The 25955-nt window shown below is 58.4% G+C and carries 26 protein-coding genes; 19 read left to right on the top strand and 7 right to left on the bottom strand.

All coding sequences use genetic code 11. The features are described from left to right. Positions 1 to 38: 38 nt before the first annotated feature. From hypE to hypA, 5 genes are read right to left on the bottom strand one after another with little or no spacing between them, the layout of a single operon-like run. The gene (gene hypE, locus EDC52_RS07160; RefSeq protein WP_131864624.1) at positions 39 to 1052 is read right to left on the bottom strand and encodes a hydrogenase expression/formation protein HypE; all 1014 of its coding nucleotides are present in this window, start codon (positions 1050 to 1052) and stop codon (positions 39 to 41) included. After that, a complete protein-coding gene (gene hypD, locus EDC52_RS07155; RefSeq protein ID WP_131864623.1) occupies positions 1049 to 2176 on the bottom strand; it encodes a hydrogenase formation protein HypD in 1128 nt (375 codons plus the stop codon). The genes hypE and hypD overlap by 4 nt, the downstream gene beginning before the upstream one ends. Beyond that, complete coding sequence (gene hypC, locus EDC52_RS07150) at positions 2176 to 2457, bottom strand: HypC/HybG/HupF family hydrogenase formation chaperone (protein ID WP_131864701.1); 282 nt, start codon at positions 2455 to 2457, stop codon at positions 2176 to 2178. Before hypC ends, hypD begins: the two co-directional genes overlap by 1 nt. After that, positions 2448 to 3263 carry a hydrogenase nickel incorporation protein HypB gene (hypB, locus tag EDC52_RS07145; RefSeq protein ID WP_131864700.1) on the bottom strand — a complete coding sequence of 272 codons (816 nt, stop codon included), beginning with the start codon at positions 3261 to 3263 and terminating at the stop codon, positions 2448 to 2450. Before hypB ends, hypC begins: the two co-directional genes overlap by 10 nt. 18 nt (positions 3264 to 3281) lie before the next feature. Next, positions 3282 to 3626: a hydrogenase maturation nickel metallochaperone HypA gene (gene hypA, locus EDC52_RS07140; protein WP_131864622.1), complete on the bottom strand. Its 345-nt coding sequence runs from the start codon at positions 3624 to 3626 to the stop codon at positions 3282 to 3284. Positions 3627 to 3866: 240 nt separating this feature from the next. On the opposite strand from hypA, the gene EDC52_RS07135 reads away from it, so the two are divergent. From EDC52_RS07135 to nikR, 18 genes are all read left to right on the top strand, one after another. Next, a complete protein-coding gene (locus tag EDC52_RS07135) occupies positions 3867 to 4406 on the top strand; it encodes a formate hydrogenlyase regulator HycA (RefSeq protein WP_230467970.1) in 540 nt (179 codons plus the stop codon). A gap of 88 nt (positions 4407 to 4494) precedes the next feature. Beyond that, positions 4495 to 5115, top strand: coding sequence for a 4Fe-4S dicluster domain-containing protein (locus EDC52_RS07130; RefSeq protein ID WP_131864621.1), 621 nt, complete (start codon positions 4495 to 4497; stop codon positions 5113 to 5115). Next, complete coding sequence (locus EDC52_RS07125) at positions 5112 to 6980, top strand: proton-conducting transporter transmembrane domain-containing protein (RefSeq protein ID WP_131864620.1); 1869 nt, start codon at positions 5112 to 5114, stop codon at positions 6978 to 6980. The genes EDC52_RS07130 and EDC52_RS07125 overlap by 4 nt, the downstream gene beginning before the upstream one ends. Positions 6981 to 6990: 10 nt before the next feature. Beyond that, a complete protein-coding gene (locus tag EDC52_RS07120; protein ID WP_131864619.1) occupies positions 6991 to 7926 on the top strand; it encodes a respiratory chain complex I subunit 1 family protein in 936 nt (311 codons plus the stop codon). Between the two features lie 19 nt (positions 7927 to 7945). Next, positions 7946 to 9649, top strand: coding sequence for a hydrogenase large subunit (locus tag EDC52_RS07115; RefSeq protein WP_131864618.1), 1704 nt, complete (start codon positions 7946 to 7948; stop codon positions 9647 to 9649). A gap of 12 nt (positions 9650 to 9661) precedes the next feature. Beyond that, a complete protein-coding gene (locus tag EDC52_RS07110; RefSeq protein ID WP_131864617.1) occupies positions 9662 to 10207 on the top strand; it encodes a formate hydrogenlyase complex iron-sulfur subunit in 546 nt (181 codons plus the stop codon). Continuing rightward, positions 10204 to 11001, top strand: coding sequence for an NADH-quinone oxidoreductase subunit B family protein (locus EDC52_RS07105; protein ID WP_131864616.1), 798 nt, complete (start codon positions 10204 to 10206; stop codon positions 10999 to 11001). Before EDC52_RS07110 ends, EDC52_RS07105 begins: the two co-directional genes overlap by 4 nt. Further along, the gene (locus EDC52_RS07100; RefSeq protein ID WP_131864615.1) at positions 10998 to 11411 is read left to right on the top strand and encodes a formate hydrogenlyase maturation HycH family protein; all 414 of its coding nucleotides are present in this window, start codon (positions 10998 to 11000) and stop codon (positions 11409 to 11411) included. The genes EDC52_RS07105 and EDC52_RS07100 overlap by 4 nt, the downstream gene beginning before the upstream one ends. Further along, positions 11404 to 11874: a hydrogenase maturation peptidase HycI gene (gene hycI, locus EDC52_RS07095; RefSeq protein ID WP_131864614.1), complete on the top strand. Its 471-nt coding sequence runs from the start codon at positions 11404 to 11406 to the stop codon at positions 11872 to 11874. Before EDC52_RS07100 ends, hycI begins: the two co-directional genes overlap by 8 nt. Before the next feature lie 138 nt (positions 11875 to 12012). Next, positions 12013 to 12555, top strand: coding sequence for an electron transport protein HydN (hydN, locus tag EDC52_RS07090; protein WP_131864613.1), 543 nt, complete (start codon positions 12013 to 12015; stop codon positions 12553 to 12555). An 11-nt stretch (positions 12556 to 12566) separates the two neighbouring features. Further along, positions 12567 to 14723, top strand: a complete 2157-nt coding sequence (gene fdhF, locus EDC52_RS07085) for a formate dehydrogenase subunit alpha (protein ID WP_131864612.1) — start codon at positions 12567 to 12569, stop codon at positions 14721 to 14723. A gap of 149 nt (positions 14724 to 14872) precedes the next feature. Next, on the top strand, positions 14873 to 17215 hold the full coding sequence (gene hypF / locus EDC52_RS07080; RefSeq protein ID WP_131864611.1) for a carbamoyltransferase HypF: 2343 nt from the start codon (positions 14873 to 14875) through the stop codon (positions 17213 to 17215). 95 nt (positions 17216 to 17310) lie between these two features. Then, positions 17311 to 18882: a nickel ABC transporter substrate-binding protein gene (gene nikA, locus EDC52_RS07075; RefSeq protein WP_131864610.1), complete on the top strand. Its 1572-nt coding sequence runs from the start codon at positions 17311 to 17313 to the stop codon at positions 18880 to 18882. Beyond that, entirely contained in the window at positions 18882 to 19826 is a 945-nt protein-coding gene (gene nikB, locus EDC52_RS07070) for a nickel ABC transporter permease subunit NikB (RefSeq protein WP_131864609.1), read from the top strand. Before nikA ends, nikB begins: the two co-directional genes overlap by 1 nt. Beyond that, positions 19823 to 20656, top strand: a complete 834-nt coding sequence (gene nikC / locus EDC52_RS07065) for a nickel ABC transporter permease subunit NikC (RefSeq protein ID WP_131864608.1) — start codon at positions 19823 to 19825, stop codon at positions 20654 to 20656. The genes nikB and nikC overlap by 4 nt, the downstream gene beginning before the upstream one ends. Continuing rightward, positions 20656 to 21420 (top strand): nickel import ATP-binding protein NikD, encoded by a 765-nt coding sequence (gene nikD, locus EDC52_RS07060; RefSeq protein ID WP_131864607.1) that lies wholly within the window; start codon positions 20656 to 20658, stop codon positions 21418 to 21420. Before nikC ends, nikD begins: the two co-directional genes overlap by 1 nt. Next, a complete protein-coding gene (gene nikE / locus EDC52_RS07055; RefSeq protein ID WP_131864606.1) occupies positions 21417 to 22220 on the top strand; it encodes a nickel import ATP-binding protein NikE in 804 nt (267 codons plus the stop codon). The genes nikD and nikE overlap by 4 nt, the downstream gene beginning before the upstream one ends. Next, on the top strand, positions 22208 to 22600 hold the full coding sequence (gene nikR / locus EDC52_RS07050) for a nickel-responsive transcriptional regulator NikR (protein ID WP_131864605.1): 393 nt from the start codon (positions 22208 to 22210) through the stop codon (positions 22598 to 22600). The genes nikE and nikR overlap by 13 nt, the downstream gene beginning before the upstream one ends. 15 nt (positions 22601 to 22615) lie before the next feature. Here the strand turns inward: nikR and EDC52_RS07045 are convergent, their stop codons facing one another. Together EDC52_RS07045 and cfa are read right to left on the bottom strand one after the other, a co-directional pair. After that, positions 22616 to 23497 (bottom strand): MBL fold metallo-hydrolase, encoded by an 882-nt coding sequence (locus tag EDC52_RS07045; RefSeq protein ID WP_131864604.1) that lies wholly within the window; start codon positions 23495 to 23497, stop codon positions 22616 to 22618. A gap of 106 nt (positions 23498 to 23603) precedes the next feature. After that, positions 23604 to 24755, bottom strand: coding sequence for a cyclopropane fatty acyl phospholipid synthase (gene cfa / locus EDC52_RS07040; RefSeq protein ID WP_131864603.1), 1152 nt, complete (start codon positions 24753 to 24755; stop codon positions 23604 to 23606). A 152-nt stretch (positions 24756 to 24907) separates the two neighbouring features. Here cfa and EDC52_RS07035 point away from each other — a divergent pair, with 152 nt between their 5' ends. Beyond that, on the top strand, positions 24908 to 25876 hold the full coding sequence (locus tag EDC52_RS07035) for an AraC family transcriptional regulator (protein ID WP_131864602.1): 969 nt from the start codon (positions 24908 to 24910) through the stop codon (positions 25874 to 25876). Positions 25877 to 25955: the final 79 nt, after the last annotated feature.

Below are 25955 nucleotides of genomic sequence, written 5' to 3'. Positions count from 1 at the left end.
AGGGTACCGCTCACCGCGGGCCAGCGCCCCCGACCGGATCAACAAATCCGGGGTAAAGGCTCGGCATAGGGTAAGTCCAGCAGTCGGCCTACGCCATATGCCCCCTCAAGCCGGACATCTCCCCGGCCGGTGACCCGGCCGATAGTGGCCGCATCCCGGCCTAGCGGATGGCTACGTAGCGCAGCCAATACCGCCTGCTCGGCCTGCTCGCTGACCACCAGCACCAGATTGCCCTCATTGGCAAAGTTCAGCGCCTCCAGCCCTAGCAGCTCACAGATGCCGCGAACCGCCGGCTTAATCGGCAGCAGACACTCAGAGATGCTGATCCCCAGCCGGCTGGCGGCGGCAAATTCATGCAGGATGGCGTTGACGCCGCCACGGGTGGCATCACGCAGGGCATGCACTCCGGCAATCTGCCTGAGCGGGGCGATAAGATCGGTCAATACTGCACAGTCGCTGGTCAAATCCAGCGACATGCCCAGCTTCTCCCGCAGGTTGAGGATGGTCGCGCCATGATCGCCAAGGGTGCCGCTGACCAATATTCGATCATCAGGCTGGATATGCTGCGCCGACCACTCCAGTCGCCGGGGTATCACGCCAATGCCGGCGGTATTGATAAACAGCTTGTCTGCGGCGCCACGCTGCACCACTTTGGTATCGCCGGTGACGATGCGAATGCCGGCCTGGTGCGCCACTGCCGCCATTGACCTCACCACCCGTTCCAGATCCGCCAGCGGCAGGCCCTCCTCCAGGATAAAGCCACAGGAGAGATAGCCCGGCGTGGCTCCGCTTACCGCCAGATCGTTGGCGGTTCCGCATACCGCCAGGGTGCCGATATCGCCGCCGGGAAAAAAGAGCGGATCAATCACATAGCTATCAGTGGTGAAGGCCAGTCTGTCGCCCTGCAGGGCGAGCGTATCCAAGCTGATCCTGGCCTGATCCTCGCGCATCTGCAGCTCAGGATCGGCGAACGCCGGTAAAAACAGTTCATCAAGCAAGCGTTGCATGGCCCGGCCGCCGCTGCCGTGAGCCAGGCTAATCACATCGTTCATTGCGTTTGTTCCTTGGTTTGCCGCCGATACTGGTACCAAGCGGCGCAAGCGCCCTCCGAGGACACCATCAGCGCACCGAAAGCGTTCTGCGGCGTGCATTCACTGCCGAACAGAGGACAGTCACAGGGTTTGCTTCGGCCGGTCAGCACCGCCCCGCAGCGGCTACGCCGGTCATCCGCCACTTGGCAATGGCTGGGATGAAAGCGTTGCTCGGCATCGAAATGCCGGTAAGCCGGCGTCAGCGCAATGCCTGAATCGGCGATCACGCCCAATCCTCGCCATTCGCTGTCGCCGCCGAGGGCAAATACATCCGCCATCGCCTGTTGAGCCAGTATGTTGCCCTGGTCAGGGACCACCCGCCGATATTGGTTTTCGACCGTGCTGTCATGGCGCAAGAACTGCTCTAGCAGCATCATCACGCCCTGCAGGATATCAAGCGGTTCAAAGCCGGTGACCACCACCGGCTTGCGGTGTTCCCGGCTGATAAATCGATACGGCACGATACCGGTAACCATGCTTACATGCCCCGGCGCCAAAAACGCATCGATAGGCACGTCGGGCTGTTGCAGCAGGCTGGCCAGGGTCGGCATCAAACTGATGTGCTGGCAGAAAACGGTGAAATTGCCGATGCCTTCCGCCCGGGCCTGCTGCAGGGTGATGGCAGTCACCGGCATGGTGGTTTCAAATCCCAGCGCAAAGAACACAACTTGTCGGTCCGGACTCTGTCGGGCCAGCGCCAGGGCATCCAGTGGCGAGTAGACGACCCGCACATCGGCTCCCCGTTCCCGGGCCTGCTGAAGTGAGGCTCGGCTGCCCGGTACGCGCATGGCATCGCCAAAAGTACAGAAGATCACTGCCGGGTGGGTGGCAATCTCTACGCAGGCATCGATCCTGCCGCGCGGCAGTACGCACACCGGGCAGCCTGGGCCGTGGATAAACTCGATAGCCGATCCCAGCAGCTTATCCAGCCCGAAACGAAAAATGGCGTGGGTATGGCCGCCGCAGACTTCCATGATGTGCAATGGCCGGTCCGGGCGGTAGGGCAAGGTTTCGACCGTGCGGGCGATACGCTGCAGCATCGCCTTGACCAGCGTCGGATCGCGAAATTCATCCACATAGTCCATCAGCGCCCTTCCCCGGTCATGAACAACATCACATCGTTTTCCACTTCCCCCATGGCGTGCAGGGCCGCCAGCATCTCTGCCGCCTCCGGTTCATCAAGCAGGCTCATGGCAAAGCCCACATGGATAAGTACCCAGCAGCCGACCAGCGAGGCGGCGCTGTTACCCGGCGCGATCACCAGGGCAATATTGACCTCCCGCCTGACACCGCAGACTTCGGCCCAGGCATGCTGGGGCGGGCAGCCGTCCAGCTCGACGATTTGACCCGGGATGCCTATGCACATCGCTGTGCCTCCAGCCAGTCGAGCCATTGATCCATCCCCTCGCCGTGAGCGGCAGACAAGGCAATAATGTCAATGTCAGGATTGACCTGGCGGGCATTGGCCACGCAGGCCTCCATATCAAAATCCAGATAGGGCAGCAGATCGATTTTATTCAATATCATCAGGCTGGCGGCGGCGAACATGTGCGGATATTTAAGCGGTTTATCTTCACCTTCGGTGATCGACAGAACCGCCACTTTATGGCGCTCGCCCAGATCGAAACCGGCCGGGCAGACCAGATTGCCAACGTTTTCAATAAAAAGCAGGCTATTGGCGGCCAGCGACAGACGGTGAAATGCATCGTGGACCATTTGAGCATCCAGATGACAGCCCTTGCCGGTATTCACTTGGATAGCCGCCACGCCAGTGGCGCGTATGCGCTCTGCATCGCGCGTGGTCTGCTGGTCGCCCTCTATAACTGCACAGCTAACCTGGCCGCGCAGCCGCAGCAGCGTTTGCGTCAGCAACGTCGTTTTACCCGAGCCGGGGCTTGATACCAGATTCAGCGCCAGGATCTGCTGACTGCCGAAATGCGCCCGGTTATGAGCCGCCAGCCGATTGTTTTTCTCCAGCACGCCGGTTTCGATTTCCACCATTCGGCGCTGGCTGAGACCAGGTGCATGGGTGCCGGCGATGCCCAAGCCGTAATGCAGATCAGCCGACACTCTTTTTCGTGGCCTGAAAGGGACTTTTACCGGCTGGGCATCAACCGCCACATCGCCTTCTATTTTCAGTTCGCCACTGGCGCAACCACAGGTTGAACACATCATTTTACCCCTTAAACGTTATTCAATTTCCATGCGTTTTATCGTCATACCGTCATCAGCATCAACCTGCAGATTACGACTGCCGCAAAGCGGGCAGAGCACCACTTTGATTGCCAGCAGTTCTACCTCCCGCTGGCAGTCATGACACCAGCAATGGGCCTGCTGCTGATCAATATGCAGTTGGCAACCCTGAGCCAGGGTGTCGCGGCACACTACATCAAAGCAAAATCGCAGCGCTTCGGCCTCAACACAGGAAAAAGCGCCGATTTCCAACCATACGGCCCTGATCCGTTGCGCCTGCTGCCTGACGGCATGTTGCAGCATAATGTCCAGCGCATGCTGGCAAAGCGTTATTTCATGCATCAGGTTCTCCCGGTCGTCAAAAACGCGTCATTTCTTGAAGGTTGCAATTTGAATGCCAAGCCATCCAGCAAGCCGATAGAGGCGTGAAATAAATCGCCACAGGGTCAGTGACATATTTGTCGGTCGTCATCGTCATCGACACCAGAATTTATCCTGTCTCTGTCTTAGCCCAGGCGAGTATTTAACGCTGCTGCTTGAATTTAATAGAAATAAATATTATCCGCGACACTGGCACGTTTTATGCCATATAGCCCTATCCAATGTCATATTGTCAGCATTGACCTAATACATAATCAAAATCGGGTAACCACTATGAGCACGATAAATGAAGTAACCAGCCAGGCCGATTATATCGCCGCCCAGAGAAGCCGCCTGTCAGCCCAGTGGCAGGCATATCACCGCACATTAATAAATGGAATTACCCACTCAAAAATAATTCATAATCATGAACTTATATGCGGTCACAATCACGATGCGCGCTTTCTTCTTTTTGATCATTTTATGATTCGCATCCAACTGAATGATGATTTTTACAGCCGTGATATCTGCTACTGCATAAATGTCGCCACGCCCGATCAAGCAGAACGGTTGCTGCCCTTTGCCCACGCCACCCTGGATGAAAACGGCACTATAGACGGCAGCGTCAATAACCGGGATACGCAGGCGGTAACTGAACATTACCTGATGAAAATTTCAGTCATTTATCAGTGCCTGTTTAATTCGATGCATGACAATCATTCGGCACATAAAGAATTAGAAAAAATAATTCTTAATCGCTAAGCCGATTATTTCTCTGACGGTCTCAAGTGTCGAAATAATCCGTTAAATGCCGATTTCGTCAAAAATGACGAAATAACGAGGAGCATCAATGAACCGCTTTATTATCGCGGATCCCAAATTATGCATTGGCTGCAATACCTGTATGGCCAGTTGCGCCGAGGAGCACCGTCAACTGGGTTTACAGGCGATGCCCAGGCTGCGGGTCATGCGCAATGCCCGGGATTCAGCGCCGGTTACCTGCCGCCAATGCGATGACGCCCCCTGCGCCAAAGTGTGTCCGGTAAATGCTATTCGTCATCAGGACAATGCCATCGTCCTTAATGAAAGCCTGTGCGTCAGTTGCAAACTGTGCGCTATTGCCTGCCCGTTCGGAGCAATCGGCTTTGAAGGCAGTCGGCCGTTGGCTGTTCCGGCAAACTGCAATACTCCGCTGGCGCTGCCGGCCCCCGTCGCTCCGCGCCCGGTCAGTCCGTTACTGGACTTTCAGCCGGGGGTACGCGCCGTGGCGGTGAAGTGCGACTTGTGTGCGGCGGGCAGCGAAGGCCCGGCCTGCGTACGCACCTGTCCGACCCAGGCTATACGTTTGGTGAGCGCTGAGGATGTCCGTGCCGCCAGTGAACAGAAAAGGCGCAGCGCCATGCAGGCCCTTGCCAGCGATCTCCCTTTTGTCCGCCCGTTAGAAACCCATAAGGAGCAACGCTCATTATGAACCCGCTGTTTACCGATCCACTGCAGCTGCTGACAATATCGCTGACAGGATATCTGCTGCTGGCCGTATTGGGGATACTGCTGTCGCCCTGGCCGCGGGTCTGCGCCTGGACCGGCGCAGGCACCGTTATTGCCGCCCTTGCCAGCCTGATTGCGGCATGGCAAATGCGTTTTACTGTTCCGCAGCACGCTTCCCTGCCCTGGCTTGGCCTTGGCGTTGAGCAAAGCGGGCTGAATGCACTGCTGCTGCTGGTGGTTGCCGTCAGCGCGCTGTGGCTGGGGCTTTATCACTGGGGATGGCTGGCGACGGTTGCCGCCCGCCGACGCGCGCGCATCGCCAGTCTGAGTCATCTGATGCTGGCGGCGCTCAGTGCGGCGGTGATGGCGGATAATGCCGTCACCCTGACGCTGATGCTCGAACTGTCCGCTCTGGCCGGCTATTTCCTGGTGGTGCAGCCGGGTGAGGCTAAAAGCCAGGCCGCCGGCCATAGCCAGTTCCTGCTGGCACGCCTGGCGACCCTGCTGCTGATAGCCGCTTTCAGTCTGCTTTATCTTCATCTGCACAGCCTGCAGTTCAGCGTAATTCGCACCGCTCAGTTGCCCGACGCCTTGCGTAACGCGGTGTTTTTGCTGGCGCTCGGCGGTTTTGGCATTGTTGCCGGCATCATGCCGTTGCACGGTTGGGCACCGTCATCCCATGGCAGTGCGCCGGCATCGGTGGCGATGCTTTTTTCATCGGTGCAGCTGAAAATCGGTTTGCTGGGCATTCTCAGGATCAGTCTGGATGTGCTGGGGACACCGTCGCTTTGGTGGGGGCTGCTGGTGCTGATACTGGCGGCCGGCACTGCATTCTTCGGTGGGCTTTACGCATTGATGGAACATGATCTGCGCCGTTTGTTGGCCTATCACTCCCTGGAAAACGTCGGCATTATCCTGCTGGGTATCGGCGGGGCAATGGTCGGCATTACGCTTCAGATGCCGCTGCTGGCTATGCTGGCGCTGACCGGCGGTTTGTTCCATCTGTTTAACCATAGCCTGTTCAAAGGGGCGTTGCTGCTCGCGGCCGGCGCTATAGAACAGCAGACCGGGCTCAAGGACCTGGAAAAAATGGGCGGACTGGCGCGGTTGATGCCTTGGACCGCCGGCGCGTTGCTGACCGGTCTTATTGCTATGGCGGCATTGCCGCCGCTGAATGGTTTTGCCAGCGAATGGCTTATTTACCAGGGGCTATTTACCCTCGGTACCGGGCCGGGATTTGTTTTACATTTGCTCGGCCCGCTGCTGGCGGTGGTTCTGGCCATCACCGGTGCGCTGGCGCTGATGTGCATCAGCAAAGTATTCGGCGTTTGCTGCCTGGGCGCGCCACGCACTGAGGCCGCACTCGGCGCCCGTCCGGCCCATCGACTGGTTACCCTGAGCGCACTGCTGCCGGCCATACTCTGCCTGTTATGCGGCATAGGGGCACCGTGGCTGATTCCGTTGTTTGCCGCCACCGCCGCCGAGCTCACGGGATATCCCTCGGCGGCACCGATCGGCCTGGTATCAGCGCCGCTGATTGCCCTGCTGTTGCTCTCCATGCCGCTGCTGCCGTTGCTGATAGCCGCGGTTTATCGCCGCAAACGGCTGCCTCCACGGTTACGGGGCAGCGCCTGGGCCTGCGGCTACGGCCATGAAGCCTCGATGGTGGTGACCGCCACCGGCTTTGCCCAACCGTTGCGGGTACTGTTCGCCCCCCTTTACCAGTTGCGTCGCTGGTTGATGCCTTCGGGCATCAATACCTTGCTGCATCGCCAGGCGGTAACCACCTTCTGCCATGGCCTGGCTGCCGTAGAATTGGCGGTGCTGCTGGTTGTGGCACTGGCCTGAGGAGATTCTGATGACCTATCCCACTTTACTGGCAGGCCTGGTGCAGGCTGTCATCTTACTGGCGGTTTCGCCGTTTTTTGCCGGCTTGAGCCGCCTGTTGCGCGCCAGGCTTCACTGCCGCCAGGGCGCGGGTGTTCTGCAGGAATACCGCGATATCGTCAAACTGCTCAAGCGCCAGAGTGTGGCGCCGGCGGCAGCCGGCTGGGTATTCGTCAGTATGCCGTACCTGCTTACCGGTGCCCTGCTGACTATCGCCTGCGCCTTGCCGATGCTGATGCAAGCCTCACCGCTGCCGGCGATTGGCGATGTGATTACGCTGATTTATCTGTTCGCGGTGGTTCGTTTTGTTTTTGTTATCGCCGGTCTGGATACCGGCAGCACCTTTACCGCTATCGGCGCCAGCCGGGAAGCGATCATGGGCATCCTGGTGGAACCGATTCTGATGCTGGGCCTGTGGGTGGCCGGGCTGGTCGCCGGTTCACTGCAGTTAACCGCCATAACGCACAGCATTGTCTCATGGCCGCTGTATGACTGGCTGCCGCTGCTGTTCGCCTGGCTGGCCTGCGCCTTCGCTACCTATATCGAGATGGGCAAACTGCCTTTTGATCTGGCTGAAGCCGAGCAGGAACTGCAGGAAGGGCCGCTGACAGAATACAGCGGTGCAGGGCTGGGTATCCTCAAATGGGGCATCAGCCTGAAACAGTTGGTGGTGCTGCAGCTGTTCCTCGGCGTGTTTATTCCCTGGGGGCAAGCCACGGAGCTTACCGTGCCGGCGCTGGTGCTGGCTCTGGGACTGAGTCTGTTGAAACTCGTTTGCGCCATCGGGCTGATTGCGCTGATTGAAAACAGCGTAGCCCGCCTGAGATTCCTCAACGCCGCTCGCACTACCTGGGCTGGATTCGGCCTGGCTTTCCTGGCGCTGGTGTCCTGGCTGGTTGTCAGTTGATCAATAACAGAGGCAATTCATGAGTAACGAACATATTGGCCAGCATTATCTGGCAGCGCTGAACCAGCAGTTTCCGGCTACCGTGCTGAAGGCGGAATGGCAGACTCGCGATCAGCTGACCGTCACCATTAAAATCAATGATCTGCCGGAAGTGGTCGCTTGGCTTTACTATCAGCAGGGCGGCTGGCTGTCGGTGCTGTTCGGCAATGACGAGCGGACGCTGTGCGGCCACTATGGCCTGTATTATGTGCTGTCGATGGAGCAAGGCGTTAAATGCTGGATAACGGTGCGGGTCGAGGTCGATGCCGACACGCTGGAGTTTCCCTCGGTCACACCACGGGTGCCGGCGGCGGTGTGGGGCGAGCGCGAAGTGCGGGACATGTACGGCCTGCGGCCAGTGGGCCTGCCTGACCAACGGCGCCTGGTGCTGCCCGACGATTGGCCGGATGAACTCTACCCATTGCGTAAAGATGCGATGGATTACCGCCAGCGTCCGGCACCCACCACCGACGTGGAAACCTATCCCTTTATCAGCGAGGCCGGCAGTGAGGCCGGGGTGGTGCCGATAGGCCCATTGCATGTCACCTCGGATGAACCGGGCCACTTTCGCCTGTTTGTCGATGGCGAAGATATTATCGATGCCGACTACCGTTTGTTCTATGTCCATCGGGGCATGGAGAAACTGGCTGAGACCCGGATGGGTTATAACGAGGTGACCTTCCTGTCCGATCGGGTATGCGGCATTTGCGGCTTTACCCATAGCGTGGCTTATACCAGTTCTGTGGAAAACGCCATGGGGATCGCGGTGCCGGAACGGGCTCAGATGATTCGATCCATTCTGCTGGAGGTGGAGCGGCTGCACAGTCATTTGCTTAACCTCGGGCTGGCCTGCCATTTTGTCGGCTTTGATTCTGGCTTCATGCAGTTTTTCCGGGTGCGTGAACAATCGATGAAGATCGCCGAAGTCCTGACCGGCGCCCGCAAAACCTATGGTCTGAACCTGATTGGCGGCATTCGTCGCGACATGCTGAAAAACGACATTGTTCAGACGCTGCAGTTGGCGGCCGGTATGCGCGCCGAGCTGACTGACCTGGTCGATATTCTTCTAAGCACGCCGAATACCGGGCAGCGCAGTATCGGCGTCGGCCGGCTGGATCCACAGGTCGCACGGGATTACAGCAATGTCGGCCCGATGATCCGCGGCAGTGGCCATCGCCGGGATACCCGCCTGGATCATCCGTTTGCCGGCTATGCCAGCCTGCCGGTTGAACTGTGCGTTGAAGACGGCTGCGATGTGTATTCACGCCTGAAGGTGCGTATCCACGAAGTCTTCAACTCCCTGGCGATCATTGAGTTTGGTCTGCAGAACCTGCCGGCCGGCCCATTGGCGGTGGAAGGCTTTAGCTATATTCCGCACCGTTTTGCGCTGGGTTTTGCTGAGGCGCCCCGTGGCGACGATATCCACTGGAGCATGACCGGCGACAATCAGAAGCTGTTCCGCTGGCGCTGCCGTGCCGCTACCTATGCCAACTGGCCTACCCTGCGCTATATGCTGCGCGGCAATACCGTCTCCGACGCACCGCTGATTATCGGCAGCCTCGATCCCTGCTACTCCTGTACCGATCGCATGACCATTGTCGATGTGCGCAAGCGTAAGTCAGTGGTGGTGCCCTATAAGGAGATCGAACGCTATGGCATCGAACGCCGAAATGCGCCGTTTTAAGAGAACAACATCATGTTGAAATTCATTAGAAAAGTGCTGAACACCGGTAAAGTGACAGTAGCTTATCCGGCTGAACCCCTGCCGGTAGATGCTAATTTTCGCGGCAAGCCGGAATATCAGCCTGAACAATGCATCGCCTGCGGCGCCTGCGCCAATGCCTGTCCGTCAAACGCACTGACAATGGCAACCGATAGCGAAAAAGGCGTCATCCGCTGGCAGCTGTTTCTCGGTCGCTGCATCTTCTGCGCCCGTTGCGAAGAAGTCTGCCCTACCGCGGCTATCCGCCTATCAAGGCAATTCGAACTGGCAGTCTGGCGTAAGGAGGACCTGTTTGAGCGGGCTGACTTCAAGCTGTGCTACTGCCGACAATGCCATAAGCCGTATGCCGCGCAGAAAGAGATTGATTACACCCTGGCATTACTGGAAATAAGCGGTGAGCAGCAGGGGTATTACCAGCGCCAGTTGGAAACTTGCCCGGCCTGCAAGCAGCAGCAGAATCTTACCCAGGCCGACCGGATTGATATCGGCCGTCATCTGACCCGCGAGGTGAACCGATGAGCCCACTACCGATTGGACCCCGAGACCAGAATGGCCTGCCGGTGCCGATTAGCGTTGATGAAAGTATTAGCCGCCTGAAAACCGCCTTATTACAAGACATAGGCCGATCGGCCTATGTCTACCGCGTTGACTGCGGTGGCTGTAATGGCTGTGAAATCGAAATTTTCGCCGCTATCTCTCCGCTGTTCGATGCTGAACGCTTTGGTATCAAGTTGGTTCCTTCGCCGCGGCATGCCGATATTCTGCTGTTTACCGGCGCGGTTACCCGTGCCATGCGGATCCCGGCCGTTCGCGCCTGGCAGGCGGCGCCAGACCCGAAAATCAGCATCTCCTACGGCGCCTGTGGCAACAGCGGGGGTATTTTCCATGACCTCTACTGCGTGTGGGGCGGTACCGATCGCATCGTTCCGGTGGATGTCTATATCCCAGGATGTCCGCCTACTCCCGCGGCGACCCTTTACGGTTTTGCCCTGGCCCTGGGGCTGCTTTCCCAGAAAATCTCTGCCCGACAGCATCATCAGGCACCCGAAGAAGCCGCTGCCTTGTTACATCCGGCCTTGCCCCAGCCCTTGCGCGTGCTGCTGGACCGGGAAGCCCGCCGGATGGCCGGCTACCGCTATGGCCGCCAGATTGCCGACAGGTTTATGGATCTGATGGCGCAGGCCCCCATGGAGGCGCGGCGCCAACGGATTGACCAGTATCTTGCCGAGCAAAGCGATCCCCGGCTGACGGAAATCGTCGGTAACCTGATGGCGATTTGCCAGCAGGTAGCGTCTGGAGAGCTGCGGCTATGAGCAGATCATCCCGAGTGGTGTTTTATTCCCTGAGCCGCAAATTCGTCCAGGAAAAACAGGCGCCGCCCAAAGCCCAGGAAGTGATTTATTACAGCCTGGCGATAGGCCATCACCTTGGCGTCATCGACTGTCTGCAATCCCGGCTGGAATGCCCGCTGGACGGCTTTAACCGCTGGGTAGCGCAACTGCCGTCCGGCGGTGCCGCGCGTCGCAAGCTGGAGGGCTTAGGGCGCTTCGGGGAAATCTGCATCGACAGTACCCATACCCATCTGCTGGCCACAGCGCTCAGCAAGGCGGCCCCCCTGCTGACCGATGAGCAACAGTCCTGGAGCCAGCGGCTGATAGACCTGCTGCAGCTGATTGAAAATGAACCGGCCATTTACCTGATGGTGAGGAGGAGAGATGGCTAACCTGTTGCTGTGCGTAGGTAACATCATGATGGGCGATGACGGCGCCGGCCCTTTATTGGCGGAGCGCTGCCTGCAGGGGATGCCGGCGAACTGGACGGTGGTGGATGGCGGCGCGGCGCCGGAAAACGATATCGGCCATATTCGCGACCTGCGTCCGGACCGGCTGGTGATCGTCGATGCGACCGAGATGGGGCTGGCCGCCGGCGAAACCCGGGTCATTGACGCCGAGGCTATCGCCGAACTGTTTATCACAACGACCCACAACCTGCCGCTCAGTTTTCTTATCGATCAACTGCGTCCGGATATTCCTGAGATCACCTTTATCGGTATACAGCCGGAGACGGTCGCCTTCTATTACCCGGTAAGCGCGGCGGTCACCCAGGCGGTCGACAGATTATACCGCCGCATGGCGCATTGGCTGCCCGATGGCGGTTACCCGCGACTGATGATGACGAATGACTGAAAAGCCGCTCGTCACTTATGCCACGACGCTCGTCACGCTTAGATCAAGATTATGATTTTTAACGCATTAATTGTTGGCACGCTTTATGTATAAGTTACGACTAACAGCACAACATGACCTTCTTACCAGGAGTTACTGATGAACCGGTTCATCATCGCCGATCCCAAAAAATGCATCGGCTGTCGCACCTGTGAAATCGCCTGCGTGATGGCGCACAGTGAAACCCAGGATATTTCGGCGCTTAACGCCGCCACTTTCGCCCCGCGATTGCATGTGATCAAGGGCGTTAACGTCAGCACCGCCGTGCTCTGCCGGCAGTGCGAAGACGCGCCCTGCTCTAACGTCTGCCCCAACGGCGCCATCGTCCGCCAGAACGGTATGGTGCTGGTGATGCAGGAACGCTGCATTGGCTGCAAAACCTGCGTAGTGGCCTGCCCCTACGGCGCCATGGAGGTGATTACCCGTCCGGTAATTCGTCAAAACGGCGCGGCGCTCTATGCCAGCACTGATAAAGCGGAGGCACACAAATGCGACCTGTGCCACCAGCGCAGCGACGGCCCTGCCTGTATGGCAGTCTGCCCGACCAACGCGTTGCATTGCGTTGACCGCAACCTGCTGCAGGATATGAACGCCGAGAAACGCCGCCGCGCCGCGCTCGACACTATGTCGTCACTGTTTTAGGAACCCCACAGATGAATAAAATCACTACCGTCTGCCCATACTGCGGTGCAGGCTGCAAAATGAAACTGGTGGTCGATAATGGCCGCATTATTCGTGCCGAAGCTGCCGAAGGTGCCACAAATCAGGGGGAATTGTGCCTGAAAGGTTATTACGGCTGGGATTTTCTCAATGATACCAAGCTGTTGACGCCGCGTCTGAGCCAGCCGCTTATCCGCCGTGAAAAGGGCGGCAAATTCGAGGCGGTGAGCTGGGATGAAGCAATAAGCTATACCGCCCGTCGCCTGAAAGAGATCAAGCAGCAATACGGCGCCCGCGCCATTATGCATACCGGCTCATCACGGGGCACCGGCAACGAAACCAATTACGTGATGCAGAAATTCGCCCGGGCCGTTATCGGCAATAATAATGTCGACTGCTGCGCCCGCGTCTGTCACGGCCCTTCGGTTGCCGGTTTACAGGCTACCCTGGGCAATGGCGCGATGAGCAACTCCATCGGCGATATCGAAAACTCCAAGTGCCTGCTGATCATTGGCTATAACTGCGCCGACTCCCACCCGATCGTCGCTCGCCGGGTATTGAAAGCCAAAGAAAAAGGCGCCCAGATCGTGGTGTGCGATCCGCGCCGGATCGAAACCGCGCGCATTGCCGATCAGCACTTGCAAATCAATAATGGCTGCAATATGGCATTGGTTAACGCCTTCGCCCACGTACTGATTGAAGAAAATCTCTACGACACCGATTATGTGGCCAAATACACTCAGGGGTTTGAAGCCTATCGCCAGCTAGTGGCGGATTTTGCTCCCGAAGCGGTAGAGGAGCTTACCGGCGTGAGCGCCCAGCAAATCCGGCAAGCGATGCGGACCTATGCCAGCGCGCCTTCAGCCACCATCATGTGGGGCATGGGGGTGACGCAGTTCGGCCAGGCGGTCGATGTGGTCAAGGGGTTGGCCAGTCTGGCGCTGTTGACCGGCAATCTGGGACGTCCCAATGTCGGCGTTGGCCCGGTCCGCGGGCAAAACAATGTTCAGGGCGCCTGCGATATGGGCGTACTGCCTAACGAATTCCCGGGTTATCAATCAGTTACCGACCCAGAGGTTCGCGCCAAATTCGCCGCTGCCTGGGGTATCGATGCCGACAAAATGGACAGCGAAGTCGGTTATCGTATTACCGAAGTTCCCCATCTGGTGCATGAAGGCAAGGTCAAGGCCTACTACATCATGGGAGAAGACCCGCTGCAGACCGAAGCCGATCTCAGTTTGGTCCGCGGTGCCTTCGCGGCACTGGACTTTATCGTGGTGCAAGATATCTTTATGACCAAAACCGCTGAGCAGGCCGATGTTATTCTGCCTGCCACTTCCTGGGGAGAGCACGGCGGCGTATTCTCCTGCGCCGACCGTGGCTTCCAGCGCTTCGAAAAGGCTATCGAGCCTCAATATAATGTGAAACGTGACTGGGAAATCATCAGCCTGCTTGCCACCGAACTGGGCTATCCCATGCATTACCAGGATAACCAGCAAATCTGGGACGAGATGCGCGAGCTCTGTCCGCTGTTTTACGGTGCCACCTACGAAAAAATGGGCGAACTGGGTCATATACAGTGGCCGTGCCCGACGCTTGATCATCCGGGTACCCCCTATCTTTATGAAGGTAACCGGTTCACCACCCCCTCAGGTAAAGGACAGTTGTTTGCCACCGCCTGGCGGGCGCCGGCAGAAGTACCTGACAGCGCCTACCCGCTGGTGCTGTGTACTGTGCGTGAAGTCGGGCACTACTCCTGCCGATCAATGACCGGTAACTGCGCCGCCCTGCAGACGCTGGCCGACGAACCGGGTTTTGTCCAAATCCATCCGCAGGATGCCGACCTGCTCGGCATCAGTGACCAACAGCTGGTGTGGGTGTCATCCCGCCGGGGTAAGGTCATTTCGCGCGCCAACTTTAATGAGCGTATCAATAAAGGCGCGGTGTATATGACTTATCAGTGGTGGATAGGGGCGTGCAACGAGCTGACGCAGGAAAATCTGGACCCCATATCCAAAACGCCTGAAACCAAATATTGCGCGGTTAAACTGGAAGCCATCAGCGATCAGCACTGGGCCGAAAATTATGCCCAGCAAAGCTACAGTGATATGAAGGCCCGTCTGCGCAGCGCAGCCGAAGATCTGGCATAACTGCCGGGTGTTCGACAAGCTAAAGCCGGCTGGACGATGGCTTGGCCTTATCAGTCTGATGCCTGTCACATCAGGCGGGCATCAGGGTCAACAGTACCGCCTTTGCCCATCAGTCCGGCCGTCGGCGTATGACCCAAGGAGTAGGCATAATGACAGATTCTGTTCCCTGCATCGCGCTACCCGCCGGACAGCCGCTTGCTGAGCCCGGTGTCCTGATATCGATAAGCGGTAAGGTGCAGGGTGTCGGATTCAGGCCCTTTGTCTGGCAATTAGCCGGGCAGTTGCAGTTGCGCGGCGACTGCAGCAATAACAGCGCCGGCGTGGAAATACAACTGGCCGCTACCGACGGGATAGATGAATTCCTCGGCAGGCTCCGGCAACAGGCGCCGGCGCTGGCCAAGATTGATTCCATCAGTCTGACGCCATTCAGCTGGCTGCGGTCGCCCGTGGACTTCATTATTCTCAGCAGCCGACCAGGGCGGATGAGCACCCAGATCGTGCCCGACGCCGCCACTTGTCCGGATTGTTTGGACGAGCTGTTCAACCCTGGCAATCGCCGATTTGCCTACCCTTTCATCAACTGTACCCATTGCGGCCCCCGCTATACCATTATCAGCGCCATGCCTTACGACCGACCCAATACCAGCATGGCGACGTTCCCGCTTTGTCCCGCCTGTGGCCAGGAATATGCCTCGCCCACCGACCGGCGTTTTCATGCCCAGCCGGTGGCCTGCCCGGTATGCGGGCCGGTACTGTCCAGTTGCCAGGCCGATGGCATTACGCAGCATGTTGGCCAGATGGCGCTAGAGCAAGCGGCCGCTGCGATTGCCGCCGGTCACATCGTGGCGATTAAAGGGCTTGGCGGTTTTCATCTGGCCTGCGATGCGACCCGCAGCGAGGCGGTGCGCCGGCTCAGAGCACGCAAGCGTCGGCCGGGCAAACCGCTGGCGGTGATGCTGCCGGACAGTCATTGGCTGGCGCGAGTCACTAACAGCCCGCAGCTGGACCCACTCGCCGCCTTGCTGGCATCGCCCGCCGCGCCGATCGTCCTGGTCAGCCATCGATCGGACTCGCCATTGTGTCCGGAGATTGCCCCGCAGCTGGATGAGGTCGGCGTGATGCTGCCGGCTAATCCGCTGCAGCATCTGCTGATGCGGCGGCTCGGATGTCCGCTGGTGATGACCTCCGGTAACGCCAGCGGGCGCGCCCCGGCACTGAGCAATCAGCAAGCGCTGGCCGGACTGGCCGGCATTGCCGATCTCTGGCTGCTGCACGATCGGGCTATTGTGCAGCGCGCTGACGATTCACTGCAGCGCTGGCATCCTGACCACCCGGAGATGCTGCGCCGCGCCAGAGGCTACGTGCCGGATGCATTTCCCCTGCCGCCGGGATTCAGCACCCGGCAACCGCTGCTGGCGACCGGCGGCGATCGCAAAAATACCTTTTGCCTACTGCTGGGCAACAAGGCGATCCTCAGCCAGCATTTCGGCGATCTGGAAGCGGAAGACGTCCAGCAGCAATGGCATCAGGCAATCGCGGTGTTCAGTAATCTTTATCACGTCCGTCCAGAGCTGCTGGCGACCGATGCCCATCCGGGCTATGTCTGCCACCGCTGGGCCCACCGCCAGTCGTTACCGGTAGTCGATATCATGCACCATCATGCCCATCTGGCTGCCTGCCTGGCGGAACATCAGTGGCCGCTGGATGCCGGACCGGTCATTGGCCTGGCGCTGGATGGCATTGGCTATGGACCTGATGGCCAATGGTGGGGAGGCGAATGCCTGTTGGTCGATTACCGGCACTGTCGCCATCTGGGCGGCTTACCGCCGGTCGCCCTGCCGGGAGGGGATTTGGCCGCCCGCCAGCCGTGGCGCAACTTGCTCGCACACCTGGACAGGTTTGTCCCTGACTGGCAGGGCATGCCACAGAGCGCCGATCTGTTGGCCCGTCCCTGGCAGCCATTGCTCAAGGCAGTCCAGGCCGGCATCAACGCGCCACTGGCGTCTTCCTGCGGGCGGCTGTTTGATGCCGCCGCCGCCCTGCTGGGCTGCGCCCCTGAACAACAGCGCTGGGAGGGTGAAGCCGCCTGTCGGCTGGAAGCCCTGGCGCATCGCTCAGCGGCCGCTGATCATCCGGTCACGTTACCGCTGAAAGGAGATAGATTGGATCTGGCGGTATTCTGGCGGCAGTGGCTGTTATGGCAAGCTCCAGCCCCTGAGCGGGCCTGGGCATTTCACGATGCGCTAGCCAAAGGCTTTGCGCGGCTAGCCCGGCAGTTTGCCGATCGACATGGCATCCGGTGGGTGGCGGTGAGTGGCGGCGTGCTGCATAACCGTCTGCTGCGCCAGCGGCTGTGTCTGCATCTGGCACCGCTGCGAGTAATGCTGCCTGAGCAGGTCCCGGCCGGCGATGGCGGGCTGGCGCTGGGTCAGGCGATGATCGCCTGCGCGTTACGCATTCCCCAACCTATCATTCAGTTAAGTTATACCTAGGTTTAAGGTATTGATCAGAAACAATGCGATAGTATGATAATTCATTACAATGATCACACGCTTCATTGAACCTTCTTCTCATAGAGATCAAAAACTTGCTCATACTGCGCACAACGCTGCTGGCACTGCTCGCCGTTATACCCCTGCTGGCCAATGCCGCCGCACCTGAAGAACTGAGTATTGCCTGGCCGGTTAACGTCGGGCCTTTGAATCCTCATCTCTATACCCCCAACCAAATGTTTGCCCAGAGCATGGTGTATGAACCCTTGGTGAAATACCAGGCAGATGGGACGGTCATTCCCTGGCTGGCAGTCAAATGGCAGCACTCGGATGACGGAAGGGTCTGGCTTTTTACCCTGCGCGATGATGTCACCTTTTCCAATGGGGAGCCCTTCACCGCCCAGGCCGCGGAGCAGAACTTTCACGCCGTGCTCGACAATCGCCAGCGACATGCCTGGCTTGAACTGACCAACCAGATTACGGACGTCAAAGCGCTCAGCCCTACTCAACTGCAGATTACCCTGAAGACCGCTTACTACCCGTTCCTGCAGGAACTCGCCCTGCCGCGGCCATTCCGTTTCATTGCCCCATCGCAGTTCAAAGGCCATGAGACCATGAACGGTATCCTGGCCCCTATTGGTACCGGGCCGTGGGTACTGCAGCAATCCCGGCTTAATCAGTATGACGTCATGGTGCGAAACGAGCATTACTGGGGGAATAAACCGCGGGTAAAGAAGATCACTATCAAAGTCATTCCGGATGCCACCAGCCGCGCGGTAGCCCTTGAAACCGGCGATATCGACCTGCTGTATGGCGATGAAGGGCTGTTACCCCTGGATACCTTTGACCGTTTCAGCCACAATCCGGCGTACCGCACCCAGCGTTCGCAGCCGGTGGAAACGGTCATGCTGGCGCTTAACTCCGCACGCTGGCCGACCAACGAGCAGGCAGTGCGGGAAGCGCTTAATTATGCGGTCGACAAGCCTACCCTTATAACCAGTGCGCTGTACGGAACACAGAAGGTGGCCGACACCCTGTTTGACCCGACAGTGCCTTACGCCGACATTGGCCTTGCCGCGCGCTCTTTTGATCCGGTCAAAGCCAGAACCCTGCTCGAGAATGCGGGATGGCTGCTGCCTGCCGGTGAATCGGTACGTCAAAAGGCAGGCCAGGCGCTGCGGATAGAGCTGGCCTTTATCGGCACCGATGCGCTGAGTAAATCGATGGCCGAGATTATTCAGGCCAATCTGCTGCAGGTGGGGGTGGCGGTCACGCTGGTCGGCGAAGAGGAGAGCAGCATCTATGCCCGGCAGAAAGATGGCCGTTTCGGCATGATTTTCAACCGCACCTGGGGCGCGCCCTACGATCCGCCGGCCTTTTTGAGTTCCATGCGCGTCCCCTCCCATGCCGATTATCAAGCGCAACTGGGGTTAGCGGATAAGGCGCTTATCGACCGCAAAATCGAGCAGATCCTGACAACCACCGACCCAACGCTGCGTAAGACGCTGTATCGCGAGGTGCTCACCCGTTTGCATAACGAAGCGGTTTATCTGCCTATCAGCACCGTTTCACTGTTATCGGTCTCTCGCCGAGAACTGGGCGTTATCCCCTTTGCCCCGCTGTCATCGGATATTCCCTTCGAACTGATTACACCGGTGAACCGCTGATGCTGCGATACATTCTGCGGCGTATTCTGCTGCTGGTGCCGATGCTGCTGGTAGCGTCGGTGGTAATATTCCTGATGCTGCGCCTGGGCGCCGGTGACCCGGCAATGGATTATTTGCGGCTGTCCAGCCTGCCGCCGACGCCGGCAATGCTTGCATCGACGCGAAGCATGCTGGGTCTCGATCAACCCCTGATTGTCCAGTACGGACACTGGCTGTTTAAGGCCGTGCAGTTGGACTTCGGCATCTCCTATGCCACCCAGCGCCCGGTGCTGGAAGACTTGCTGCAGTTTCTGCCCGCCACGCTGCAGTTGACCGCAGCGGCACTGGCGCTGATTTTACTCACCTCGGTGCCGTTAGGCATCTGGGCGGCGCGCCATCGCGACCGGATGCCCGATTTTGTAGTGCGGCTGATCGCTTTTCTCGGTGTTTCAATGCCCAATTTCTGGCTGGCATTCCTGCTGGTGATGGTATTTTCGGTCTGGCTGCAGTGGCTGCCTGCCCTGGGCTATGGCAGTTGGCGGCACATTCTGCTGCCGGCGTTCTCTATCGCCTTTATGTCACTGGCTATCAATGCGCGCCTGCTGCGGGCCAGCATGCTGGAAGTCGCCGGGCAGCGGCATGTAACCTGGGCACGTTTACGTGGGCTTGATAACCGACACACTGAACGGCGCCATATATTACGCAATGCCGCCCTGCCGATGGTGACCGCCTTGGGAATGCATATCGGTGAACTGATTGGCGGCACGATGATCATCGAGAGCATCTTTGCCTGGCCCGGCGTCGGACGCTATGCCGTCTCGGCCATCTTTAACCGCGACTATCCGGTAATACAATGTTTCACCCTGATGATGGTTACCGTATTTGTCGTGTGCAATCTGCTGGTGGACCTGCTCAATGTAGCGCTCGATCCGCGTATTCGCCGCCACGAAGGAGCCTATAAGTGAGGTTTTTCCTTTCAGCCCGCTGGTCGGTTCGTCTGGCGCTGGTCATTATTGCGCTGCTGATCATGACTGCCTTCACCAGCCACTGGTGGCTACCCTACGATCCGCAGGCGATCAATTTGCCGCAGCGCCTGTTATCGCCCAACAGCCAACACTGGCTTGGCACTGACCACTTGGGACGGGATATTCTCAGCCGGCTGCTGGCCGCTACCCGCATCTCGCTCGGTTCGGTGATGGTTTGCCTGATACTGGTGCTGGCGCTGGGATTGACTATCGGCGGCGGGGCAGGACTTATCGGTGGCCGGGTCGATCAGGGGCTGATGCGCATAGCCGATCTGTTTATGACCTTCCCCACCTCGATCCTGTCCTTTTTTATGGTAGGGGTATTGGGCACCGGTCTCACCAATGTGGTGATTGCTATCGCCCTGTCCCATTGGGCCTGGTATGCGCGCATGGTACGCAGTATGGTTATCTCCCTGCGCCAGCGCGAATTTGTGCTGGCAGCCAGGCTCAGCGGTGCCGGCTATCGGCATATTTTCCTCGATCATCTTGCCGGCGCGGTGGTGCCGTCGCTGGTGGTACTGGCAACGCTGGATATCGGCCATATGATGCTGCATGTGGCGGGCATGTCCTTCCTTGGCTTGGGCGTTACCGCCCCTACTCCTGAGTGGGGGGTGATGATCAATGACGCCAGGCAATATATCTGGACCCAGCCACTGCAGATGCTGTGGCCCGGCATGGCGCTATTCCTGAGCGTGATGGCCTTTAATCTGGTCGGTGACGCACTACGCGATCACCTTGACCCTCATATGACGATGGAGCACAGCCACTGATGCCGCAGCAGATTGAACTGCAGCATATTACCCTGCAGGCAAAACAGCCGCTGGTGAGGGATATCTCGCTTACGCTGCGAAAAGGCCGGGTACTGGCGCTGGTTGGCGGCAGCGGCAGCGGTAAATCCCTGACCTGCTCAGCTCTGCTGGGGGTGCTGCCCGCCGGCGTATATCAGACCTCCGGCCAGGTGCGGGCAGATGACCAAACCGTTTGCCCCGACCAACTGCGGGGCTTCAAAATAGCGACCATTATGCAGAATCCCCGCAGCGCCTTTAATCCGCTGCATACCATGGCGGCGCATATTGATGAAACCTGCAAGGCGCTCGACAAACCCGCCGACCGGCCAATGCTGCTGTCGGCGTTACAGGCCGTCGGGTTGGAAGATGCCGAGCGCATACTGTCGCTCTATCCGTTTGAAATGAGCGGCGGCATGCTGCAGCGCATGATGATTGCGCTGGCCCTGCTTATCGATGCGCCCTTTATCATCGCCGATGAGCCGACCACCGACCTGGACATGGTGGCCCAGGGCAAAATTCTCGATCTGCTGGAAAACGTAATGGCCACCCGTTCACCCGGCATGCTGCTGGTCACCCACGATATGGGCGTGGTCGCGCGCCTGGCGGATGATGTTGCGGTCATGCATCAGGGTGCTATCGTCGAACATGCCTGCATAGAAGATATCTTTACCTCTCCTCGGCACCCGGTGACCCGGAATCTGCTGAGCGCCCATCTGGCGCTATATGGACTGGAGTTGCCCGGATGAGCTTACTCAGCGTCAACGCACTCAGCCATGGCTACTTTCATCAGCCGCCAGTGCTCAACGGCATCACGTTTACCCTGCAGGCAGGAGAAACGGTTGCCCTGCTGGGGCGCAGCGGGTGCGGCAAGAGTACCCTGGCGCGTTTGCTGGTCGGACTGGAATCCGCTGCGGCCGGGCAGATACACTGGCGAGGGGTAGCCATTTCATCGCTGAAAAAAACCGGCCGTATTGCGTTTCATCGCGATATCCAGCTGGTATTTCAGGACGCGATAGGCGCGGTAAATCCGCGCCAAACGGTGTACGACATTATTCGCGAACCGATGCGCCATTTGCTGAACTTGTCGCGCCAACAGCAGCTTGCCCGCATCTGCCAACTGCTGCGAGTGGTTGAACTGGATGAAGACGTGCTCAGGCAGCGCCCCCCCCAGCTTAGCGGCGGCCAGCTACAGCGGGTCTGCCTGGCCCGCGCACTGGTGGTCGAGCCAAAATTACTGATCCTGGATGAAGCGGTATCCAATCTCGATCTGGTGTTACAGGCCGGCATCATCGAACTGCTTAAGCGCTTGCAGCAACAGTTCAACACCACCTATCTGTTTATTACCCATGATCTGCGGCTGGTCGAGCGTTTCTGCCAGCGGGTGATGGTAATGGAGAACGGGCAGATTGTTGAAACCGTTAACGTGCAATCGCCGTTGACCTTCCGGTCCTCTGCCGGGCAGCAATTGCAGAGGGCGGTGCTTCCCCCTTTCCCGGTTCGCCGTCACACGCCCCCTACCGAGGTATTAACTGCATGCAGCGCATAACAATTACCCTTGATGATGATCTGTTGACCAGCCTGGACGATTTAAGCCAGCAACGCGGCTACCATAATCGTTCCGAAGCCATTCGCGATATTCTGCGTAACCAACTGGTCCGGGCCAGCGAGCAGAGCAGCGAACGGCAGGGTTATGCGGTACTGTCTTATGTCTATGAGCATGAGAAACGGGATCTCGCGAGCCGCATTGTTTCCACCCAGCACCATCAGCACGATTTATCGGTGGCGACTCTGCACGTGCATATCAATCATGATGACTGCCTGGAAGTCACCGTGCTGAAGGGCAGGATGGCTGATATCCAGGAATTGTCGGATGATGTCATTTCACAACGCGGCGTCCGTCATGGCCATTTGCAAAAGCTGCTATAGTCGATCCTGTCTCGCTCAAAGCTGGTATTGCCAGGGTTCAGGCAACAGCCTGAAGCTGTCGCCTTCTTCGATAATGTGGGCAAAGCCGGGAAAGTCGATATGCATACCGGCCACCAGCAGCCGGTCACGAGCCACATCGGCAAAGATGTCCCGGCGAGTGCTTGCCGCCAGGGCGGGATGGTGGTCGAAGCTCATGGTAACCTCCGGTCGCGTCACCTGTATTTCGGGCACGTGAATGATATCGCCAAGAATAAGTAACCCATCACCGCCAGAAGCGATCATAAATCCGCTGTGGCCGGGCGTATGGCCGGGCAGCGGTACGCTGGTAACTCCCGGAAAAATGTCGGCTTCGCCGCGAAACGTCTTGATAACGCTGGCATAAGGCTCAATCTGCTCGCGCGCGCAGTGGAAAAAGTGCTTTCGATCCTGTTCATCCATGCGGTACATCTCGACATCGTCGAACCAGTGTTCAAGCTCAGCATGGTGGACCACCAGCTCGGCGTTAGGAAAGTACCGTGCTCCGCTCCGGCGGTCCGACAGGCCTGCAGAATGATCCGGATGCACGTGCGTCAGCAGAACAGTATCGATAGCGGCGGGATCGACGCCTAGGGCATGCAGGCTGTTCAGTAATTGGCCGGCTGAGGGCTGCAGATAGGTGCCGCAACCGGTGTCTATCAGCGCCAGCCGGCCGGCAGAATGCACCAGGAAGCAATTCACCGAGGCCCGTCGTGCAGGGCGGAAATTGGCGGCCAGGATCTGTCGCGCTTCCTCGGGCTCGATGTTCTGCAACGATGTGATGCCGGCATCCAGATAGCCATCCGACACGCAGGTTACGATGATATCGCCAATGCGTCGGTGATAGACCGGAGGCACTTGAGTTTGGGGAGGTTGGTGCATGCAATCACGGCGCCTTGTGGATAGAGTATCAAGTAAATATTGAGCGGACTATCGAGCCCGCACTGCTGCTACCGCGCAAGCTCGCCGCGGGCGGGCCCGGCCGCCCTTAATGCGGCACGCGTATTCCGCCTTCAACACCGCTCGGGCTTAACAGCACCTGCCAGAGTTGGATATTGCGCGCACGAAATGCGCCGGCACAGGCGGTAAGGTAATAATTGAACATACGGTAAAAGCGATCGCCATAGCGCTCAGCCAGACGAGGCCAGGCCCGTTGAAAACGCTGATGCCAAGCCATAAGCGTTCGGTCATAATCGGTGCCAAAATTATGCCAGTCTTCCATCACGAAATGGGGTTCGCTGGCTTCGGCGATATGCTTGGCCGAGGGCAGGCAGCCGTTGGGGAAAATATATTTATTGATCCAGGCATCGACATTCATATCGGTCTGGTTAGCGCCGATGGTATGCAGTAAAAACAGACCACCGCTGTTCAGGTTGCGACGGACAACCTCGAAATAAGTGGCATAGTTTTTCGGCCCCACATGTTCGAACATGCCGACCGAGACAATGCGATCAAACTGCAAGGCAAGACAGCGATAATCCTGCAGCAGGATGGTGACATCCAGCCCTGCGCAGCGCTGTTGCGCCAGTGCCTGCTGTTCGACGGAGATGGTAACGCCGTGTACCGACACGCCATAATGGGTGGCGGCATAGGCGGCCAGCCCGCCCCAGCCGCAACCGACATCCAGCAGCGTCATACCGGGCTGCAACTGCAGCTTGCGGCAAATCATGTCCAGTTTGGCTTCCTGGGCCTTGTCCAGCGTCTGCGCCTGGTGCCAGTAACCGCAGGAGTATTGCATATAGGGGTCAAGCAGCTGAGTGAACAAATCGTTGCCCAGGTCATAATGCTCTTTACCTACCGTCCAGGCGCGCTTGCGGGATTGCAGATTGAAAATCCTGGCTGTCGCTACCGCCAGCGTATCCCTGAAATGGGGAGGAAGTCTTTTTTCCAGTCCGGCGCGCAGTAGGCGATGAAAGAACATGTCCAGCCGATCGCAGTCCCACCAGCCATCCATGTAGCTTTCGCCCAACCCGAGCGAGCCTTCTTTCAGCACACGCTTAAAGAAATGGGGGTTATTGATTTTAATATCATGAGGACGGCTACCATTAATTTGGATGTCCGCTTCGCTCAACATCTCGTGCGCGATTCGATACCAGTTATTATCATAAAGGCCCAGCGCTTCAATACATGTGGTACTCATAAATCCTCCACTACCGCTGTTCTGTTGTCGCCCGGCGAGGGCACAGATCCCTGTTGCTTACCGAGAATCTCAAATCCAGAACGGCACTCTAGACCCAAATAACAGGATGGTCTATGATGGATACTCTGTAATTTTTGACCGAAAATCTTGAAATGAGCCAATCACACCAGTTCGCCCTTTCATCCGACCTCATCAGCGAACTGCTGACCGGAATGCGCTTGCGGGGCGTGCAGTATCGCCGCATCAAGACCGGGCCAGAGTTCGGCCTCAGCTTTGATGCCAGGCCCGGACACGTTTACTTCCATTTCCTCGCCGTCGGCTCCGCCGTACTGCGGATGGCGGACGGCAGCCTGCATACCATTTCCGCGGGTAATGCCATGTTTATGCCCCAGGGCGGTGCCCATCAGCTGATCTCCAGTCCCGATGCACCGGTTCAGGATATCGACAGTTTTGTCACCGCCCCGCTCGGTGACACCGTCTGTGCGGTGGATGCATTAGCCAGCAGCGACATCACTCCCAGCACTATCCTGTTTTATGGCTGCATGGAGTTTGACCTCGGCGGCATGCAAGGCCTGGGTCCATTGATGCCTGGTCTGATGCTGGTCGATGCCCATGGGCAGCGCTATCCCGGGCTGATGCCGATCCTTGACTCGATGAAACGTGAAATCTGCTCCGGACGCGTGGGTTTTGCCGGTATCCTGGCCCGGTTGGCCGACGTGGTAGCGGCGATGATCATACGTGGCTGGGTTGAATGCGGCTGCGACAACGCCTCCGGGCTGGTAGCCGCATTGCGCGACCCCAGGCTGGCCCGTGCCATACTCGCCCTGCACCGCCAGCCGGGCCGGGATTGGACGGTGGCGGAACTGGCGTCCGAATGCCATACCTCGCGATCGGTATTCGCCGACCGCTTCCAGGCAACCATCGGCACGCCGCCGCTGCGCTACGCGACCGAATTGCGGATGCGCCTGGCCAGCCAATGGCTGACCCAGGACCGTCTGCCGATTGAAGCGGTGGCCCAGCGTCTGGGCTACACCTCACAGGCCGCCTTTAGCCGGGCATTTAAGCGCATCGTCGGCCAGTCGCCGGGGGCCAGCCGACAGATGGGCTCTGCTGTGGGTTGATGAAGAAGAGGGGTCAGATGCTGATGAAACCTATAAACCAGAGAGGTGTATAGGCCTGATAAGCGGGGTGCAGGATGCA

Source organism: Biostraticola tofi (assembly GCF_004343195.1).
GTDB lineage: Bacteria > Pseudomonadota > Gammaproteobacteria > Enterobacterales > Enterobacteriaceae > Biostraticola > Biostraticola tofi.
Note: the sequence above shows the minus strand (reverse complement) of the source record. Positions and strands in the feature narration are given on the sequence as shown.

Bases quoted from the DNA above. Each gene is read 5' to 3' on its own strand.
- hypE (WP_131864624.1), bottom strand. From the start codon at position 1,052: ATGAACGATGTGATTAGCCTGGCTCACGGCAGCGGCGGCCGGGCCATG.
- hypD (WP_131864623.1), bottom strand. From the start codon at position 2,176: ATGGACTATGTGGATGAATTTCGCGATCCGACGCTGGTCAAGGCGATG.
- hypC (WP_131864701.1), bottom strand. From the start codon at position 2,457: ATGTGCATAGGCATCCCGGGTCAAATCGTCGAGCTGGACGGCTGCCCG.
- hypB (WP_131864700.1), bottom strand. From the start codon at position 3,263: ATGTGTTCAACCTGTGGTTGCGCCAGTGGCGAACTGAAAATAGAAGGC.
- hypA (WP_131864622.1), bottom strand. From the start codon at position 3,626: ATGCATGAAATAACGCTTTGCCAGCATGCGCTGGACATTATGCTGCAA.
- EDC52_RS07135 (WP_230467970.1), top strand. From the start codon at position 3,867: ATGCCATATAGCCCTATCCAATGTCATATTGTCAGCATTGACCTAATA.
- EDC52_RS07130 (WP_131864621.1), top strand. From the start codon at position 4,495: ATGAACCGCTTTATTATCGCGGATCCCAAATTATGCATTGGCTGCAAT.
- EDC52_RS07125 (WP_131864620.1), top strand. From the start codon at position 5,112: ATGAACCCGCTGTTTACCGATCCACTGCAGCTGCTGACAATATCGCTG.
- EDC52_RS07120 (WP_131864619.1), top strand. From the start codon at position 6,991: ATGACCTATCCCACTTTACTGGCAGGCCTGGTGCAGGCTGTCATCTTA.
- EDC52_RS07115 (WP_131864618.1), top strand. From the start codon at position 7,946: ATGAGTAACGAACATATTGGCCAGCATTATCTGGCAGCGCTGAACCAG.
- EDC52_RS07110 (WP_131864617.1), top strand. From the start codon at position 9,662: ATGTTGAAATTCATTAGAAAAGTGCTGAACACCGGTAAAGTGACAGTA.
- EDC52_RS07105 (WP_131864616.1), top strand. From the start codon at position 10,204: ATGAGCCCACTACCGATTGGACCCCGAGACCAGAATGGCCTGCCGGTG.
- EDC52_RS07100 (WP_131864615.1), top strand. From the start codon at position 10,998: ATGAGCAGATCATCCCGAGTGGTGTTTTATTCCCTGAGCCGCAAATTC.
- hycI (WP_131864614.1), top strand. From the start codon at position 11,404: ATGGCTAACCTGTTGCTGTGCGTAGGTAACATCATGATGGGCGATGAC.
- hydN (WP_131864613.1), top strand. From the start codon at position 12,013: ATGAACCGGTTCATCATCGCCGATCCCAAAAAATGCATCGGCTGTCGC.
- fdhF (WP_131864612.1), top strand. From the start codon at position 12,567: ATGAATAAAATCACTACCGTCTGCCCATACTGCGGTGCAGGCTGCAAA.
- hypF (WP_131864611.1), top strand. From the start codon at position 14,873: ATGACAGATTCTGTTCCCTGCATCGCGCTACCCGCCGGACAGCCGCTT.
- nikB (WP_131864609.1), top strand. From the start codon at position 18,882: ATGCTGCGATACATTCTGCGGCGTATTCTGCTGCTGGTGCCGATGCTG.
- nikD (WP_131864607.1), top strand. From the start codon at position 20,656: ATGCCGCAGCAGATTGAACTGCAGCATATTACCCTGCAGGCAAAACAG.
- nikE (WP_131864606.1), top strand. From the start codon at position 21,417: ATGAGCTTACTCAGCGTCAACGCACTCAGCCATGGCTACTTTCATCAG.
- nikR (WP_131864605.1), top strand. From the start codon at position 22,208: ATGCAGCGCATAACAATTACCCTTGATGATGATCTGTTGACCAGCCTG.
- EDC52_RS07045 (WP_131864604.1), bottom strand. From the start codon at position 23,497: ATGCACCAACCTCCCCAAACTCAAGTGCCTCCGGTCTATCACCGACGC.
- cfa (WP_131864603.1), bottom strand. From the start codon at position 24,755: ATGAGTACCACATGTATTGAAGCGCTGGGCCTTTATGATAATAACTGG.
- EDC52_RS07035 (WP_131864602.1), top strand. From the start codon at position 24,908: ATGAGCCAATCACACCAGTTCGCCCTTTCATCCGACCTCATCAGCGAA.